The sequence below is a fragment of the Pseudovibrio sp. Ad26 genome (assembly GCF_001623285.1).
Lineage (GTDB): Bacteria > Pseudomonadota > Alphaproteobacteria > Rhizobiales > Stappiaceae > Pseudovibrio > Pseudovibrio ascidiaceicola.
In genome coordinates, this window is record NZ_LMCE01000088.1 from 468,855 (window position 1) to 485,042 (window position 16,188).

Genomic DNA, 16,188 nt, shown 5'->3' on the forward strand with positions numbered 1-16,188 from the left:
ATACTATATGACAAAGCTCAGTCTCCTTGCCGGTCAGATCAACATTCCTGCAATGACCACAGTAGACCAAAGAGACGCACACGTGCGCTCCGTGACCGCCAAGTTGCATCAGCAACTCACTACAAAGCCACATGATCTGGTTGTTCTACCTGAGCTTTCGACCGTTGATTACTCCAGAGCCGCCTTCGCTGAACTCAGCGTACTGGCAGAAGACCTAGACGGCCCCTCCATCAAAGCATTTGGCTCTTTGGCAAAAGAGCATAACACCACAATCGTCTTTGGCATGCCGCGCAAAGCAGAGGAACACTACAAGATCTCGCAGGTCGCTGTCGGGCCTGATGGGGCAGTCATCGGCTACTACGATAAGCTCCACATCTGCCAGTATGGTGCATCCATGGAGAAGGAATACTTCGAAAAAGGCGACCACCTTTTCACGTTCTCCGTGAAGGGAATAAAGGTTGCGCCAATCATCTGCTATGACATCCGTATTCCTGAACTCAGCCGTACGCTGGCCCTGCAACACGGCGTTGACCTGATCTTGCACAGCGGCGCGTATGCCCGGGATGAAAGCTTCTTCAGCTGGCACGATTTTGTGGTCACCCGTGCTCTGGAGAGCCAGATCTTCTTCCTCAGTCTCAACCGGGCTGGAGAAAACTTCGGCAACTCAACGTTCTGCCCTCCCTGGACAGATGAAAACACACCGCGCACCACCTTCCCTCAAACGGGCGAGCATTTCGCAAGCATTGAGCTGGATACGGCGGTCATTGATCAAGTGCGCGAAGACTACACTTTCCGCAAGGACCTGCTGGAAGATTACTCACAACTCAAGCATCAAGAACCTGAGCTGCTCAACCAATAGCTAGCTCTATTCCCGTCAGTTTTCCCTCTAGTATCGGTTGTAAGGATGCGATCTGAAACGCTCGCACCACTGCAACTTTCTGGAGGAAAAACACGCGATGGTAGATCTGCCAAAGCTCATTGACGCAACTCTGACGCTTGAAAAGCGCGTTGCCACACTAACCATGAACCGTCATGACCTGCGCAATGCCCTCACCGGCTCTGCACTGATTGATGACATCGTGGCCACAGCAGAATGGATCAACACCTGCCCAGAAGCCTCTGTACTGCTTCTGACAGGCGCAGGATCAGCCTTCTCCTCAGGCGGCAACATTAAAGATATGGCAGAACGTGGCGGCGACTTTGCTGGCAATGTGGCTGAGGTCGAAAACCATTACAGACGCGGCATCCAACGCATCCCCCTTGCCATGCAGAATGTGGAAGTGCCGGTCATTGCAGCCGTCAACGGCCCTGCCATTGGAGCTGGCTTTGACCTTGCCAACATGTGCGACATCCGCCTTGCTTCCACAAAAGCCAAGTTCGGTGAGACCTTCCTGAACCTTGGCATCATCCCCGGCGATGGCGGCGCGTGGTTCATGCAGCGCTTAATTGGTTACCAACGCGCAGCAGAGCTCACCCTGTCAGGACGTATTATCAACGCACAGCAAGCCAAAGAGTACGGTCTTGTGCTGGATGTCTACGAGCCAGAAGACCTCATGGCGGAAGCCAACAAGATGGCTCAGCAGTTCGCCTCCCAGCCCCCAAAGGCCACGCGCCTCACCAAACGCCTGCTGAAGATGGCCCAGCGTACAGAGTTAAAAGACTTCCTCGATCTGTCCGCCTGTTTCCAGGGCATGAGCCACAATGAGCCTGAACATCTGGAAGCCGTGCTCGCCTTTATGAAAAAGATGCAATAAGGCCGCAAACAAGAAGAGCGCTGCATACTGGCGGATACCCGACAGCGTACAGCGCTCATTCAAGAAACGAGAGATGCCTTACTTCGCAGGCCTGCGAATGGAAGGTTCCGCTTCCAAAACCAGCGGATTGAGCCCTTCTCCACCATCCTTCACGATAGCAAACAGCTGCAACCGCATGCGCGGCTCCCAAAAATCATTGATGTGATCGGCAATACCTGCAACCGCCTCTTCATGCGGCTTATGCTTGAAGAAACCAGCAATCTGGTTTGCCATGTAGGTGAGCTTTTCTGGTGCCATACCCGAGCTCTCCTCCCTTTTGAATTCTCAGTTCCATTGAACCCAGACTGCACAAGCCTCTCTCAAGTCAGAAAAGCTCATGCCGCCCAGCGTCAATGCACTTATTCCGCAGCTTCAATCCGGCGCGACCGAGCAGCATGTTCCTGATACTCTTCCTGCCAGTCTGTCTGACCGTTGGAAAGAGAAACCTGAACCGCAGTCACCTTGTATTCCGGACAGTTCGTCGCCCAATCAGAATAGTCGGTCGTCACCACGTTTGCCTGTGTCGCTGGGTGGTGGAACGTGGTGTAAACAACACCCGTTGAAACACGATCCGTCACATTAGCCCGCAAGCTGGTTTCGCCAGAACGGCTCATAAGCTTGAGCCAGTCACCATCTTTAATGCCGCGCACTTCTGCATCGTGCGGATGGATCTCCAGCACATCTTCCTCATGCCAAACCACATTGTCTGTACGCCGTGTCTGGGCACCAACATTGTATTGGCTCAGAATACGGCCAGTGGTCAAAAGCAGCGGGAAGCGTGGTCCGGTCTTCTCATCTGTCGCGACATAATCGGTACGAATGAAACGGCCCTTACCACGAACGAACCCATCCAGATGCATGGTTGGCGTGCCTTCTGGCATCTCATCGTTACAAGGCCACTGAACAGAGCCCTTCTCTTCCAGAAGGTCGTACGTCACATTGGCAAAGCTTGGAGTGGTTGCCGCAATCTCCTCCATGATCTGCGAAGGATGCGTGTAATTCCACTCTGCGCCCATTGCATTGGCCAGCAACTGGGTCACTTCCCAATCCGCATAGCCATTGCGCGGCGCCATCACTTTACGCACGCGGTTGATACGGCGCTCAGCATTGGTGAAGGTGCCATCCTTCTCAAGGAAAGTGGAACCCGGCAAGAACACATGCGCATAGTTCGCGGTCTCATTCAAAAACAGGTCATGAACGATCACACATTCCATAGCTGCAAGGCCTGCAGCTACGTGCTTCGTATCAGGATCAGACTGCAAGATATCCTCACCCTGCACGTAGATACCCTTGAACGTGCCTTCAACAGCTGCATCAAGCATGTTCGGAATACGTAAGCCCGGTTCGTCGGAGATAGTCACACCCCAGATTTGCTCATAGATATCACGCGCATCTGCATTCTTCACATGGCGATAGCCCGGCAGCTCATGCGGGAACGACCCCATATCGCAGGAGCCCTGCACGTTGTTTTGACCACGCAGCGGGTTAACACCAACGCCTTTCTTGCCGATGTTGCCAGTCAGCATGGCAAGGTTGGCGATGCCGATAACGGTCGTCGACCCCTGACTGTGTTCCGTCACGCCAAGACCGTAATAGATCGCACCATTGCCGCCGCGTGCATAAAGCCGCGCTGCGCCACGCACTTCCTCAGCAGGAACACCCGTTAGCAACTCAGCAGCTTCCGGGCTGTTGGCCGGATTAGAGACGAACTCAACGTAATCCTGAAACTCATCCATATCACAGCGTTCACGAATGAAGGCTTCATCGAACAAGCCTTCAGTTACGATCACATGCGCCATTGCCGTCACAATGGCAACGTTCGTTCCCGGACGCAGCGCCAGATGGTGCGATGCCTTGATATGCGGAGACTTCACCAGATCAGTCCGGCGCGGATCAATCACGATCAGCTTTGCGCCCTGACGCAAACGCTTCTTCAGACGAGAACCAAACACCGGATGCCCGTCTGTCGGGTTAGCACCGATAACCAGCACCACATCGGAATGCTCAACACTGTCAAAGTCCTGCGTTCCCGCAGAAGTGCCAAACGTCTGACCAAGGCCATAACCGGTTGGCGAATGACATACGCGTGCGCAGGTGTCCGTGTTGTTGTTTTCAAACACGGCACGGGTCAGCTTCTGGACAAGGAAAGTCTCTTCATTGGTACAGCGAGAGGACGTGATCACACCAACAGACTCTTTGCCGTACTGCTGCTGAATGCCCTTCATCTTGTTCGCTGCAAAGCTCAGCGCTTCATCCCAGGATACTTCACGCCATGGCAGATCAACGCTCTCACGAACCATCGGGTTGAGGATACGGTCCTGATGCGCAGCATATCCGTATGCAAAGCGGCCTTTCACGCAGGAATGACCACGGTTCGCTTTGCCGTCTTTATACGGCACCATACGCACCAGCTCATCACCGCGCATCTCTGCCTTAAAAGAACAGCCGACACCACAGTAAGCGCAGGTCGTCACCACAGAACGTTCCGGCTGTCCGATATCGATAACAGACTTTTCCTGAAGCGTCCCTGTCGGACACGCCTGAACACAGGCTCCGCAGGACACACACTCAGAATCGAGGAAACTCTCCGACATGCCCGCAGTCACGCGAGAGTCAAAGCCACGACCGGTAATGGTCAGCGCAAAAGTTCCCTGCACCTCTTCGCAGGCCCGCACACAGCGCGAGCAGACAATGCACTTGGCAGGGTCATAGGTGAAATAAGGATTGCTCTCATCTTTTGGCTTCCAGCAGGCATTCACCTCACCGCCGCCATCACGCATTTTAAAGTGGTTCTGCGCATCAGCGCCATAGCGCACATCGCGCAGACCAACCGCTCCGGCCATGTCCTGCAGCTCACAGTCACCATTGGCAGCGCAGGTCAGACAATCTAGCGGGTGATCAGAGATGTAAAGCTCCATCACTCCACGCCGCAGGCCCTTAAGGCGATCCGTCTGGGTGCGAACCTGCATCCCCTCTTCCACCAGAGTGGTACAGGAGGCAGGCGTTCCACGGCGTCCTTCAATCTCCACCAGGCACAGGCGGCAGGAGCCAAAGGCATCAACCATATCCGTCGCGCACAACTTGGGAACCTGAATACCAGCTTCCATGGAAGCCCGCATCACAGAGGTTCCTTCAGGCACGCTCACATCAAAACCATCAACGGTGATAGTGACAGTCTTTTCAGCGGTCGATTGAGGAGTACCAAAGTCTGTTTCTTTAATCAGGGTCATGGGTTCACTCCGCCGCGTCTGTTAATGGCTTTACATGAAAATCCTGCGGAAAATGCGTCAGAGAACTCATCACAGGATAAGGTGCAAACCCGCCAAGAGCACACAGCGAGCCCATCTTCATCGTATCGCAAAGGTCAGTCAGCAACTCCACTTGCTGCTCCGGCTGATCCCCTTCGGCAATCCGGTCCAGCACTTCCACACCGCGCACAGACCCAATACGGCACGGCGTACACTTGCCGCAGCTCTCAATGGCGCAGAACTCCATGGCAAAACGTGCCTGCTTGAGCATATCGACCGTGTCGTCAAACACCACGATCCCCGCATGGCCAATCATGCCATTACGCTCAATAAACGCCTCATAATCAAAGATCGTGTCAAACAAAGACGGTGGGAAATAAGCCCCCAGCGGACCGCCAACCTGAACAGCCTTCACCGGACGACCGCTCAACGTGCCGCCGCCAATATCATAAATCAGCTCGTTCAGTGTCAGACCGAAAGCCGTCTCAAACAACCCGCTGTTCTTGATGTTGCCAGTCAACTGGATCGGAATAGTCCCGTGGGAGTAGCCAACACCATAATCTCGGTAGAACCGTGCGCCGCGATTCATAATGATCGGCACAGACGCCAGCGACATCACGTTGTTGACCACAGTCGGACAGCCAAACAGACCCTCAATCGCAGGAAGCGGAGGTTTGGCCCGCACAATACCGCGTTTGCCTTCAAGGCTGTTGAGCAGCGAGGTTTCCTCACCGCACACATAAGCACCAGCCCCTTCACGCACTTCCATATCAAACGCATGATCAGAGCCCATTACAGAAGCTCCGAGAATGCCAGCTTTGCGCGCAATCTTGATCGCGTCCTGCATAATAGCAACCGCATGCGGGTATTCAGAGCGGGTGTAGATGTATCCCTTGGTCGCGCCCACCGCGATACCCGCAATGGTCATGCCTTCGATGAGAACGAACGGATCGCCCTCCATGATCATCCGGTCAGAGAACGTACCACTGTCCCCTTCATCGGCATTACAAACGATATACTTCTGCGCACCTTGCGCCTTCAGCACAGTGTTCCATTTGATACCCGTAGGAAAACCAGCGCCACCGCGGCCACGTAGACCACTGTCCGTCACATCCTGCACAATTTCCGCAGGCGTCATTTCAAGCGCACGCTTCAGGCCAAGAAAACCGTGATGCATCTCGTAATGTTCAAGGGAAAGCGGGTCAGTGATGCCACAACGGGAGAACGTCAAACGCGTCTGTCGCTTCAGATAAGGCATCTCTTCGGTCAAGCCATGACACAAAGGATGGTCACCACCATCCAGCAGACCCACATCCAGCAGTCCTGCCACATCAGATGGCTTCACCGGACCATAGGCTATCCGGCCCCGCTCGGTTTCAATCTCAACCAGCGGCTCCAGCCAGTGCATACCGCGTGATCCGTTACGAATGATTGTCGCATCCACACCGCGCACACGCAGCTCTTGCGCCAGCGTCTCAGCAACACGGTCGGCGCCAACCGCCAAAGCAGCAGCGTCGCAAGGAACGAAAAGGACAGCCCCCATCACTTCACCTCCTCAACAAGCTTCAGCACAGCCTCTTCATCAAGGCGCCCATGCAGGTTGCCATCCATCATGGCAGCTGGTGCACACGAGCATAGGCCAAGGCAAAAGACCGGCTCCAGCGTCACCTTTCCATCAGGTGTGGTTTCGTGCCACTTGATGCCAAGGTCTCTTTGAATATCGTCTGCAAGCTTTTCGCCGCCCATCGACTGGCAGGCTTCTGCACGACAAACCTTCAACACATGGCGTCCGGCAGGTTCTGTACGAAAGTCGGGGTAAAAACTCATTGTGCCGTGCACTTCAGCACGGCTCAGGTTCAACCGATCTGCGATCTTTAAAAGCGCATCCTCGGGAACATAACCAAATTTCCCCTGCACATCGTGCAGGATTGGCAGGAGCGGCCCTTCCTGATGTTCGTGGACATCAATAATCGCGGCCGTTTCTTTTTCTATATCCTGCGATTGCGTCTGCAAGGCCATAAAATCCTCCCTCCTCGCACGTCAATGCTTCGTGTTGGCACAATATGTCGCAGGCAATCAATATGATATATCCGTTGGGCGATTGCACATCCCTATCGATGAAATCACGTAGAGAGCTCTTTGCCCTGCGAAATTCTAGTAATTCTCTTTAGAAAAATGTCCAAAAGCGGCGCACGAGGCTCACGTTGCGTCGCAATCAATCCAACCATAATACTGGCATAAGGATCAGAGATCGGGATGATCTCCAGATGATCAGAGGCAATTGTCTGCGCCACGGCCTGCGGGATAATCGTCCCCCACCGCCCGGTACGCACATGAGCCAGCAAACACATGATGGAATCTGACTGCAGCACAGGCTTTGCCACCACATCAACATCATGTAGGATATTGTTGATGATACGACGGCATTGCATGTCACTGGTCAGCAAGCACAACGGAACCCTGCTCACATCCTCCAACGTGGCATGCTCGCGGCCAGAAAGCGGCCCGCCTTCAGCCACCACAAAGCAGTAGCGCTCTCGGTAAAGCGGAATTTGCAAAACCCGCCCCAAAGGCTCGTTGTCCAGATAGGTCAGCCCCACATCAATTTCCAGATTTTCCAGCTGCGCCAGAATCTCAGAGGATGGTCGCGAGAACACCGCAAAATCAACGTCCGGGTTTTCCTCGCTAAAGCATGTGGTGAGTTCTGGAACATATGTCAGAGCTGTGGGAATGGAGGCAATCCTCAACGTACCTGATTGACCATCACTGACCGCCTTCAGCTCCTGCTTCATGGTCCGCGTATCAGCCACAAGCTTGCGGGCCCATTCCAGCACCCGCTCCCCTTCTGGCGTCAGCCCCTGAAAACGCGAGCCACGCAAAACCAGCAGAGCGCCAAGCTGTTCTTCAAGATGTTTGATATTGGCCGAAAGCGTCGGTTGCGTCACACCACACTCGTCCGCCGCCTTCCCAAAATGCTTCTCACGCGCCAACGCAATAAACATCTCCAGCTTATCGATCATGGATTATCCTCGCAAACGTTCCCGCAACACCATCCATCAGCAAGCACCAGTCTGTCAGGCCAATACTGCACGGGATTGCTCATATCCTCCTACAAGCAATCCCTTAGATGTTTTTTCTTAGCTCTCAAATGAACTAGCATATTCAGAGCAAGAACGATAACGCGGAACGTCAAGAACACCGCGCGGTTTGGATAAACTCTGCAATCAGACGTTCATACCAATGAAGCTAACACCAGCGACCATGAATATGGCGGCCAGCATGCGACGCACCCAGTTGCCTTCACCCAGGACGATAAAGCCGATTAAGGCGGCAAAGATGACGGAGGTTTCGCGCAAGGCTGAGACAGCGCCCAACGGTGCAAAGTTTTTGGCGTAAAGCACCAGACCATAAGCAATCATGGAAACCAGACCACCCGTCAGACCCAGTACCCATGTGCTTTTAGAAAGGCTTGGCAAAACAGACCACCGCCGCACACCAATGAATGCCGCGATAAAGACCTGCAAAAACGCACCCCATGCCCAATAGCTCAAGGTATTACCGGAGAGCCGGACACCAACACCGTCAACCAGCGAGTAAGCGGAGATACAAACACCCGTGGCAACCGCAAACCCAAGCGCCGCACCACCAACACCTTGCCGCAAGGCAGACCAGCTGGACATCTGAATACCAAACCCAATCAAGCCAATGCCAAACCACGCCCAGAACGGCAGCACTTCGCCCACAAACAGCATCGCCCATAAGGAGACCAGCGCCGGGACAATACCGCGTGCAATGGGATAGACCACACTCAGGTCCCCATGACGGTATGCCTGCCCGAGCGTGTAATAGTAGACAAAGTGAATGCAGGTGGAGAGCGCCACGTAGCCAAAACTCTCAGGTGCTGGCAAAGGCAGGATCATGATCATCACACCCGCTGGGATCACATGGCCGAATGCCACAAGTCCGAGAGTAAGTGTGCGGTCACCGGCTGTTTTAACAATCGCATTCCAAATCGCATGCAGCAGTGCTGCCGCAAGGATTATCATTATGATGGATAGGCTCATCAATCAAAACCATTCGTAGTGTGGAAGCCTGCCCGGCAGCTTTTGCAAAGCTCCATCATCCAAGCTGCGACTGACCTCGCAACACCAGAAACCGGCTTCCATCTTGTTTTATCTATCTTTTAAAATGCTGTAATTTCGAAGGTTTTCGATTTCTGCATCCGGTTGCCTGTGTGCAGCCTTAAGCAAACCACAGGCGGGTAGTCTTGTTTCAACTCAGCTTTTTCGGGAGGCAATGAGGCATTGAATACCCCAGTCCGCAAACGCAGTCGCAAACGGCTCTTCAAGCGGGCTGTCGGTCACCACATAATCCACCTGCCGCGGATCTGGTCCAATATACGGCGCTGTCTCACTCAGCTTGCCATGATCAAACGCAACCAGCACCTGATCCGCTTTCTCTGCAATGGCTGCACTCAGTTGGGATTCAACACTGCTTTGATAGAGAAACCCCTTGCTGGCAGAGACTGCATCAAGGCTGAAGATGGCCATATCAAGCGCGAACCGCTGTACCTGACAATAGGTGTCGTGACCAAAGGTTCCCCGATCATTGACCTGCATTTCACCACCAAGCAAATGCACGCGGTTGCCGTTCACATTCACCAATGTCTGCGCAACTCCAATCGAGTTTGTGACCACCGTCAGGTTCTTCCGCAATCTCAAGTCTTCTGCCACATATGCAGTGGTTGAACCGACATCCAGATAGACGGTCATGCCATCTTCAACCACATCACACACAACAGAAGCGATCAGCCGTTTCTCATCTGTACGCTGTGAAATCCGACGAAAGAAGCTTGGGTCGTTTTGCGAGCTCGCCAGATACGCCCCACCGCGCACCCGCTCAATTTCAGAGGTCATGGACAAAGACTTCACAGTCCGTCGTACGGTCTCTTCAGAAACATCCAGCGCCTTAGCCAGATCAGCGTTGCGTGCTGATCCGCCAAGCCGTTTCAAAACTTCCAGAAGTTCCAGTTCGCGGTGGCTATGAGACATCTGCCCCTCACGTTTGCGCTGATAATCACGTTATGCGACTGCCTTACTCCACAACTACAGTCAAATTCCAACACATATGTCGAATTATGTTGGAATTTGTGCGTAGCTGTGGATTATTTGCTGGCAAACGACCACAGTTACATCTCTCTTTCATATTGCCGGAGTAACGGTCTGTCGGACTGCGCCACACCTGTGGCTTTGGGGGATCAGGAACATGCAAAACAAACGCAATGTGCTTTTTATCATCATCGACCAGCTGCGCGCGGATTGTGTGTTCGGTGAACTTGGCAAACATGTAAACCTGCCAAACCTACGCGCGTTCATGGAAGAGAGCGTCACCTTCACGCGCCATTTCTCCGTCACCAATCCCTGCGGCCCATCCAGAGCGTCACTGCTGACAGGGCAATACGCCATGAACCACCGCTCCGTTCGCAATGGCACGCCCCTGCGCCACGACACGCCCAACATCGCAACGCAAATGCGCAAGGCAGGCTATCTGCCCATGTTGTTTGGATACACAGACACTTCCCAGGATCCCCGTGCCTTCCACCCAAACGATCCAGCAGTCAGAACCTACGAATACCCGATGAACGGCTTCCATGAGATGATGGAGATGCGCATGGATATGTCCTATCCATGGCAATCCCACCTCATGAACCAGGGTTATAAATTTGAGAAGTACTGGGACGTCTACAAACCGGTCTCACCGGAAGGCAAAACACCACGCCTCAATGATCCTGCGCTCTATGCAGCCAAGGACAGCGACACGGCTTTTCTGACAGACGCCTTCCTGAAGACCATGCCAGCCTACAGCCAGCAAAACTGGTTCGCCCACCTCACTTACATTCGGCCTCACCCTCCGCTCGTCGCCCCTGCCCCGTATAACGACATGTACGACCCGCAGAGCCTGCCGCAACCAGAGCAGCTGGAAAGCATGGAAGACGAGCAAGCCCAACATCCGTTTTTCACTCCAGTGATGCAGAACAACAGCGCAGCCAGCTTTGTTGAAGGCTTCCCGGATCTGGAACCAACAGACGAAAACATCCGCACCCTGCGTGCAATCTATCTGGGGCTGGCCACAGAAGTGGATCACCATGTAGGCCGTGTTGTGCAGTTCCTCAAAGACACAGGACAGTACGACGATACCATGGTGATAATCACAGCTGACCATGGCGAAATGCTGGGCGACCATCACAGCTGGGGGAAAATGACCGTTTATGATGCGGCCTACCACACCCCGCTTATCATCCGCATGCCAGACGGAGAGCACGGAACGCAGGTCTCAAAGATCACCGAGTCCATCGATATCATGCCAACCATTCTGGAATGGGTCGGGCAGGAAGTCCCAAGTTCCGTGGACGGCAAATCCCTCCTCCCGTTCCTTAAAGGCGTAACACCTGAGGACTGGCGCACTGTCTCCATGTCTGAGCTGGACTTCGCAGATCCACTGCAGCCAACACTCTGGCAGCAACAACTTGGAACTAAACTGGACAACTCCTGCCTGAGCATCTTACGCGATGAGCGTTTCACACTTGTGGAATTTGCAGCCGATCTGCCCCCCATGCTGTTTGACGCACAAGGCAAAGGTGAAATGGAAAATCTGGCGGAACAGCCAGAGCATGCTCAAACACTAGCCCGTATGACCCGTGAACTCCTCCGCCACCGTATGAAGAACATGGACAAGACTCTGTCCAACTGGATGATCACAACAGACGGCCCGAAGCACTGACCCAAAAACGGGGCATCACCAAATGCCCCGTTTCTCATCGCAAAGAGACAAACAGCTGATCAACGCTGCTTGATCTCCTCAATCATCGCCTTACCAATATCGGCGATCACCGCATTGCGCTGCTTAAAACTCGCATCACTGCCCATCATATAAACCGAAGCCAAATATGGCTTTCCCGTTTCCGGCCAGATAACACTGATAATCCCGCGCGAACCATTCTGACCTCCACCGCTCTTGTCTGCAATGCGCCAGCCCTTCGGCAGATGCTTTCGGATCAACTCATCCGCAACCTTGTCATCCACCATCCACTGCTGCAGCTGTGCGCGGGAAGACGGGAGCAACACATCCTCAAACAGCAGCCTGTCCAAGGTCTTCAGCACCGCAGAAGGTGTGGTGGTATCACGGGAATCTCCGTGCTTGGCTTCATTCAGCGCTGGCTCATTCCGATCCAGACGCGTCACGCGATCCCCAAGCCCACGTAAGAATCTGGTCAACCCCTCCGGCCCGTCAACACGTTTAAGAAGCAAGTTTGCAGCAGTGTTATCGCTCATGGTGACCGTCGCTTCACACAACTGGCCAACACTCATTCCTGAAGCCACATGGTTCTTGGTGACAGGAGAATAAGAGACGAGCTCGGTTGCTTTGTAAGTGACAAGATCATCAAGGCTCTCTTCACCGCGATCAACGCGGCTTAAAACGGCTCCGCAGAGCAAGGCCTTAAACGTGCTGGCCATGGGAAAGCGCTCATCCTCCCGGTGTTCAATCCCCCACTCAGATCCAGTGTGCTGCAACACAACCCCAATTCGGCCACCAACCTCACTCTCCAGACGAGTGACAGTGTCCATCAGCTCTCCAGAGACCGCAGCAGCTGGCAATCCCCAGACAATAGCAAGAGTGCAGGAAAAAACCCTCAAAGGTGTACGCATTCTTTGAAAAAGACGCCGCATAGTCAAACTCCTAAAATGACAAAGAGCGTGCCCAAAACAAATAATTCTCATAGTTTAGATACAGCTTGGCTGTTACCGCAAAGCCTAGCACTCAGCAGCATAAATTCGCCAAAACCTGCGTTTAAACCTGAAATCTCTTTGTAGTGGACACCTTACTAATCAGATGCATCCTCAGACCTAAACACTTTTAGGTAGAGCCACAAACGACTAATTCTCGACACAAATATTAGAAAAACTAATACGCATGGACCGTCCAAATATCCCCCTCAACGCCCTGCGCGCCTTCGAAGTCGCTGCCCGGCAAGGCAGTTTTACCCGCGCTGCAATCGAGCTGCGTGACACACAAGCTGCTGTAAGCCATCAACTTATCGCGCTGGAAGAACTGCTCGGCACATCTCTTTTCCACCGCACACCAAAAGGTCTGGTCCTCACCGATGAAGGCACAGCCCTACACCCCATCCTCACCCAAAGCTTCGACAGGATCGGAAATGTCCTCGATCGTTTTCTTGATGGTCGCTATCAGGAAACTCTCAATGTGGGCGTTGTGACCACCTTTGCAACTGGCTACCTCATAGAGCGCCTGCCAGATTTTCAGCAAAAACACCCCGGTGTGAACCTGCGCCTGTTCACCAACAACAACCGCGTCGACATAGCGAAAGAAGGCCTTGATATTGCAATACGATTTGGAGAAGGGCTCAGGCCTGGTTTGCAAGCGACACCGTTGCTGACAACACCTTTAACTCCCTTGTGCTCACCAGATATTGGAGCGTCCCTCAAAACCCCTCAGGATCTCACCAAGCACATTCTTTTCCGGTCCTACCGTTCAGATGAATGGGAATTATGGTTCCAAAACGCATCAACGCCTTGCCCAAAAATAACAGGCTCAGTCTTCGACTCATCCGTTGCCATGGCCGACATGGTCGAAGCTGGCCTCGGCATCGCGCTTCTGCCCTACGGCATGTTCAAGCGCAGAATATCGGAAGGCCGTTTAGTCAGACCATTTCCTAACGAGATCACAACTGGCAAGTACTGGCTCACCCACCTCAAATCCAAACCAACCACAGCAGCAACCACCCTCTTCAAAAGCTGGTTACTTTCTGAGCTGTCTGAGCACGTAGCCTAAAGACCGCCATGCCTTATCACCGCTCAAACGGATGATGAAACAACGCAACGAATTGAAAGAAAAACCAAAACCTATCCCACATGTCTTCAACCTATTTTGACTGGAGTGCTTTTCAGGCATGACTGGAAACGTCAGCGAGTGAGGATATGTTTCTCAGCGACAAAGCAAAGGATTCAATCAAGGTTGGGTTAGCAATGGTGATCGCCTACGCCATTGCGCTCTACATGGATTGGGATCGCCCGTACTGGGCTGGGCTTGCCGTTGCATTTATCTCGCTGGAAACATCAGGGCAATCTTTCAACAAAGGCGCGCAGCGCATAGGCGGGACACTCCTTGCAGCGGTCGCTGCACTGGTGATCCTGTCTTTATATCCGCAACAACGCTGGATGTTTATGGTTGTCCTATCCAGCTTTGTTTTAATTTGCACTTATATGAAAAGCACCACACGAAATGCTTACTTTTGGAACGTGGCTGGCTTCGTAACAATTATTGTCGCGGTAGATTCAGCCTCAAGCAATGAACCAGCATTTTATACCGCAATGTTACGGATCGAAGAGACCGCTTTAGGCGTGATCACCTACAGTGTAGTCTCAGCAATACTCTGGCCAAAAACATCAGCCAAAGCACTTTACGGCACAACCAGCCAACTCAGCCGCGCTGCCGCTAGCATCTTTCAAGACACATTGGACAACGGGTTCTCACGCGCACCGCGGCAATACCTGAAGCAACAAGGCAAATTCTCAGCGCTGCAAGCCAGATTTGAGGAGCTTTCTAATATTGCCCAACTCGAAAGCTATGAAATCTGGGAAGTCCACGATTTATGGAAGGATACATCCAAACTCTGGATCGACTACGAACGAGCAATCGAAGCTTGCCGACAAAACATAGACGATGTTCAAGGACTTGATCTTGAAAAACACCTGCCTTGGCGCAAGCAATATATGGAGGAAATCGAGCACCGTTTAGCTGGCATCGCCCAGATGTCTTCCGGTGACCACATGAGCTACACCAGTCCACAACGAGAGTTTCATGTAAACACATCCGATACCACAGGGCTCAAGCAACTCGAGAAAGCAGCTCTTTCGCTTTACGTTAATCAACTTAAGAATCTCGAGAACATTACATATCAGCTATATGAGATAAACGCTGTCATATTTGGCTTACACCAGCGTTCTGATACAAGCTTCACAATTACACATCCGCAAAAAAATCACATCATTAATATTGGAGCCTTGAAAGGCGCTTTTCGAGCATTTCTATGCCTTTGGGTTGCTTACATTATCTACATTTATGTCCCGGATATTCCAGGCGGCTCAGTGCTCCTTATCCTGGCAGGTGTGTACAGCATTTCCTTGTCAACAGACCCGTACATCAGGCCCCTAAGGCTACTCAAAATCGGCGTTCCATCAACGATCTTCGCGGCATGCATCTACCTTTTATTAATGCCGCATTTACATAGCTTCTGGTCTTTGGGCGCGGTCATTTTCATATCTGTTTTTTCCATTTCTTATTTCTTTCACTCTCCCGAGGCGACCCTGGGACGAATGTTTGGCCTTGCCAACTTCGTTATGACGACCGGTATAAGTAACAATCAGACATACAGCTTTAGCTATGCAGTCGATCAGCTGCTCGTTTTCCTGATCGTCATAGCGATATTTACGTGTGTTTCTACATTCACACTCAACCTTCGACCAGAGATCCAATACCTCAACCTGCTACGCCGTTTCTTCAACGGTGCAAGTTATCTTCTGGCCGATCAAAATAACGGTATCGCCTCAAAAGATACTGTCTGGCGGCGCTATCTGAGGCGCCATTATGTCAACGAAATCCAGAACATCCCACATATTATGCGAGGCTGGATAGCAGCGATTTCTCCCAAAATTGAGAAAAGCGAATTAATCAAGATTATCGTTGTGCTTGAAGCCCTTTCCATTCGCCTCACTGTTCTGATGGACGAGTTCAAAACCGCAGAAGAGAACCAATTTTATGCAGTGCTAAAGCAGGAGATTCACGGGTGGAGCATCCAATTGAAGACTGATCTCGCCGGACTGGTAGAAGAGCCCTCAGGAAAGGCATTAGAAGCCGCTGCAAAAGAACGCAAAATCAAACTTCCGGAAATAGAAGAAACGATCTCAAAGGCCATGCAAAGGCAAAACAAAGACGAAGTAGAGTTAGGAGAACAGTTAAATGTCTATCGCATTCTTGGAGGTATTCGCAGTGTTTATCAGGCATTAGAGGACTACGAAAAGCAATCTCAAAAGGTCAACTGGCCGTATCTGAAGGAAGCTCGTTTTTAA

Annotated in this window: 13 protein-coding genes; 5 read left to right on the forward strand and 8 right to left on the reverse strand. The window is 52.4% G+C overall.

Annotated features, from left to right (window positions below; translation table 11 throughout):
* Positions 1-7 precede the first annotated feature (7 nt).
* Both PsAD26_RS19360 and PsAD26_RS19365 read left to right on the forward strand, forming a co-directional pair.
* Positions 8-859, forward strand: coding sequence for a carbon-nitrogen hydrolase family protein (locus tag PsAD26_RS19360; protein ID WP_063311732.1), 852 nt, complete (start codon positions 8-10; stop codon positions 857-859).
* 97 nt (positions 860-956) lie between these two features.
* Entirely contained in the window at positions 957-1,754 is a 798-nt protein-coding gene (locus tag PsAD26_RS19365; RefSeq protein ID WP_063311733.1) for an enoyl-CoA hydratase-related protein, read from the forward strand.
* Between the two features lie 78 nt (positions 1,755-1,832).
* Here the strand turns inward: PsAD26_RS19365 and PsAD26_RS19370 are convergent, their stop codons facing one another.
* The 7 genes from PsAD26_RS19370 to PsAD26_RS19400 form a co-directional block, all read right to left on the reverse strand.
* Positions 1,833-2,051, reverse strand: coding sequence for a formate dehydrogenase subunit delta (locus tag PsAD26_RS19370; protein WP_063307844.1), 219 nt, complete (start codon positions 2,049-2,051; stop codon positions 1,833-1,835).
* A gap of 101 nt (positions 2,052-2,152) precedes the next feature.
* Positions 2,153-5,023, reverse strand: a complete 2,871-nt coding sequence (fdhF, locus tag PsAD26_RS19375; protein ID WP_063311734.1) for a formate dehydrogenase subunit alpha — start codon at positions 5,021-5,023, stop codon at positions 2,153-2,155.
* 4 nt (positions 5,024-5,027) lie between these two features.
* Complete coding sequence (locus PsAD26_RS19380) at positions 5,028-6,584, reverse strand: NADH-quinone oxidoreductase subunit NuoF (RefSeq protein WP_063311735.1); 1,557 nt, start codon at positions 6,582-6,584, stop codon at positions 5,028-5,030.
* Positions 6,584-7,060, reverse strand: a complete 477-nt coding sequence (locus PsAD26_RS19385; RefSeq protein ID WP_063311736.1) for a formate dehydrogenase subunit gamma — start codon at positions 7,058-7,060, stop codon at positions 6,584-6,586. Before PsAD26_RS19385 ends, PsAD26_RS19380 begins: the two co-directional genes overlap by 1 nt.
* A 104-nt stretch (positions 7,061-7,164) precedes the next feature.
* Entirely contained in the window at positions 7,165-8,061 is an 897-nt protein-coding gene (locus PsAD26_RS19390; protein WP_063311737.1) for a LysR family transcriptional regulator, read from the reverse strand.
* A 204-nt stretch (positions 8,062-8,265) separates the two neighbouring features.
* The gene (locus PsAD26_RS19395) at positions 8,266-9,087 is read right to left on the reverse strand and encodes an EamA family transporter (RefSeq protein ID WP_063311776.1); all 822 of its coding nucleotides are present in this window, start codon (positions 9,085-9,087) and stop codon (positions 8,266-8,268) included.
* A 231-nt stretch (positions 9,088-9,318) separates the two neighbouring features.
* The gene (locus PsAD26_RS19400; protein ID WP_063311738.1) at positions 9,319-10,092 is read right to left on the reverse strand and encodes a DeoR/GlpR family DNA-binding transcription regulator; all 774 of its coding nucleotides are present in this window, start codon (positions 10,090-10,092) and stop codon (positions 9,319-9,321) included.
* Between the two features lie 214 nt (positions 10,093-10,306).
* Between PsAD26_RS19400 and PsAD26_RS19405 the strand changes: the two genes are divergently transcribed.
* The gene (locus PsAD26_RS19405) at positions 10,307-11,821 is read left to right on the forward strand and encodes an alkaline phosphatase family protein (protein ID WP_063311739.1); all 1,515 of its coding nucleotides are present in this window, start codon (positions 10,307-10,309) and stop codon (positions 11,819-11,821) included.
* Positions 11,822-11,880: 59 nt separating this feature from the next.
* Here PsAD26_RS19405 and blaPSV read toward each other — a convergent pair whose 3' ends face one another.
* Complete coding sequence (gene blaPSV, locus PsAD26_RS19410) at positions 11,881-12,768, reverse strand: PSV family class A beta-lactamase (RefSeq protein WP_084403743.1); 888 nt, start codon at positions 12,766-12,768, stop codon at positions 11,881-11,883.
* A gap of 244 nt (positions 12,769-13,012) precedes the next feature.
* Here blaPSV and PsAD26_RS19415 point away from each other — a divergent pair, with 244 nt between their 5' ends.
* Both PsAD26_RS19415 and PsAD26_RS19420 read left to right on the forward strand, forming a co-directional pair.
* Positions 13,013-13,891, forward strand: coding sequence for a LysR family transcriptional regulator (locus PsAD26_RS19415; protein ID WP_063311741.1), 879 nt, complete (start codon positions 13,013-13,015; stop codon positions 13,889-13,891).
* Positions 13,892-14,037: 146 nt separating this feature from the next.
* Complete coding sequence (locus tag PsAD26_RS19420) at positions 14,038-16,188, forward strand: FUSC family protein (RefSeq protein WP_063311742.1); 2,151 nt, start codon at positions 14,038-14,040, stop codon at positions 16,186-16,188.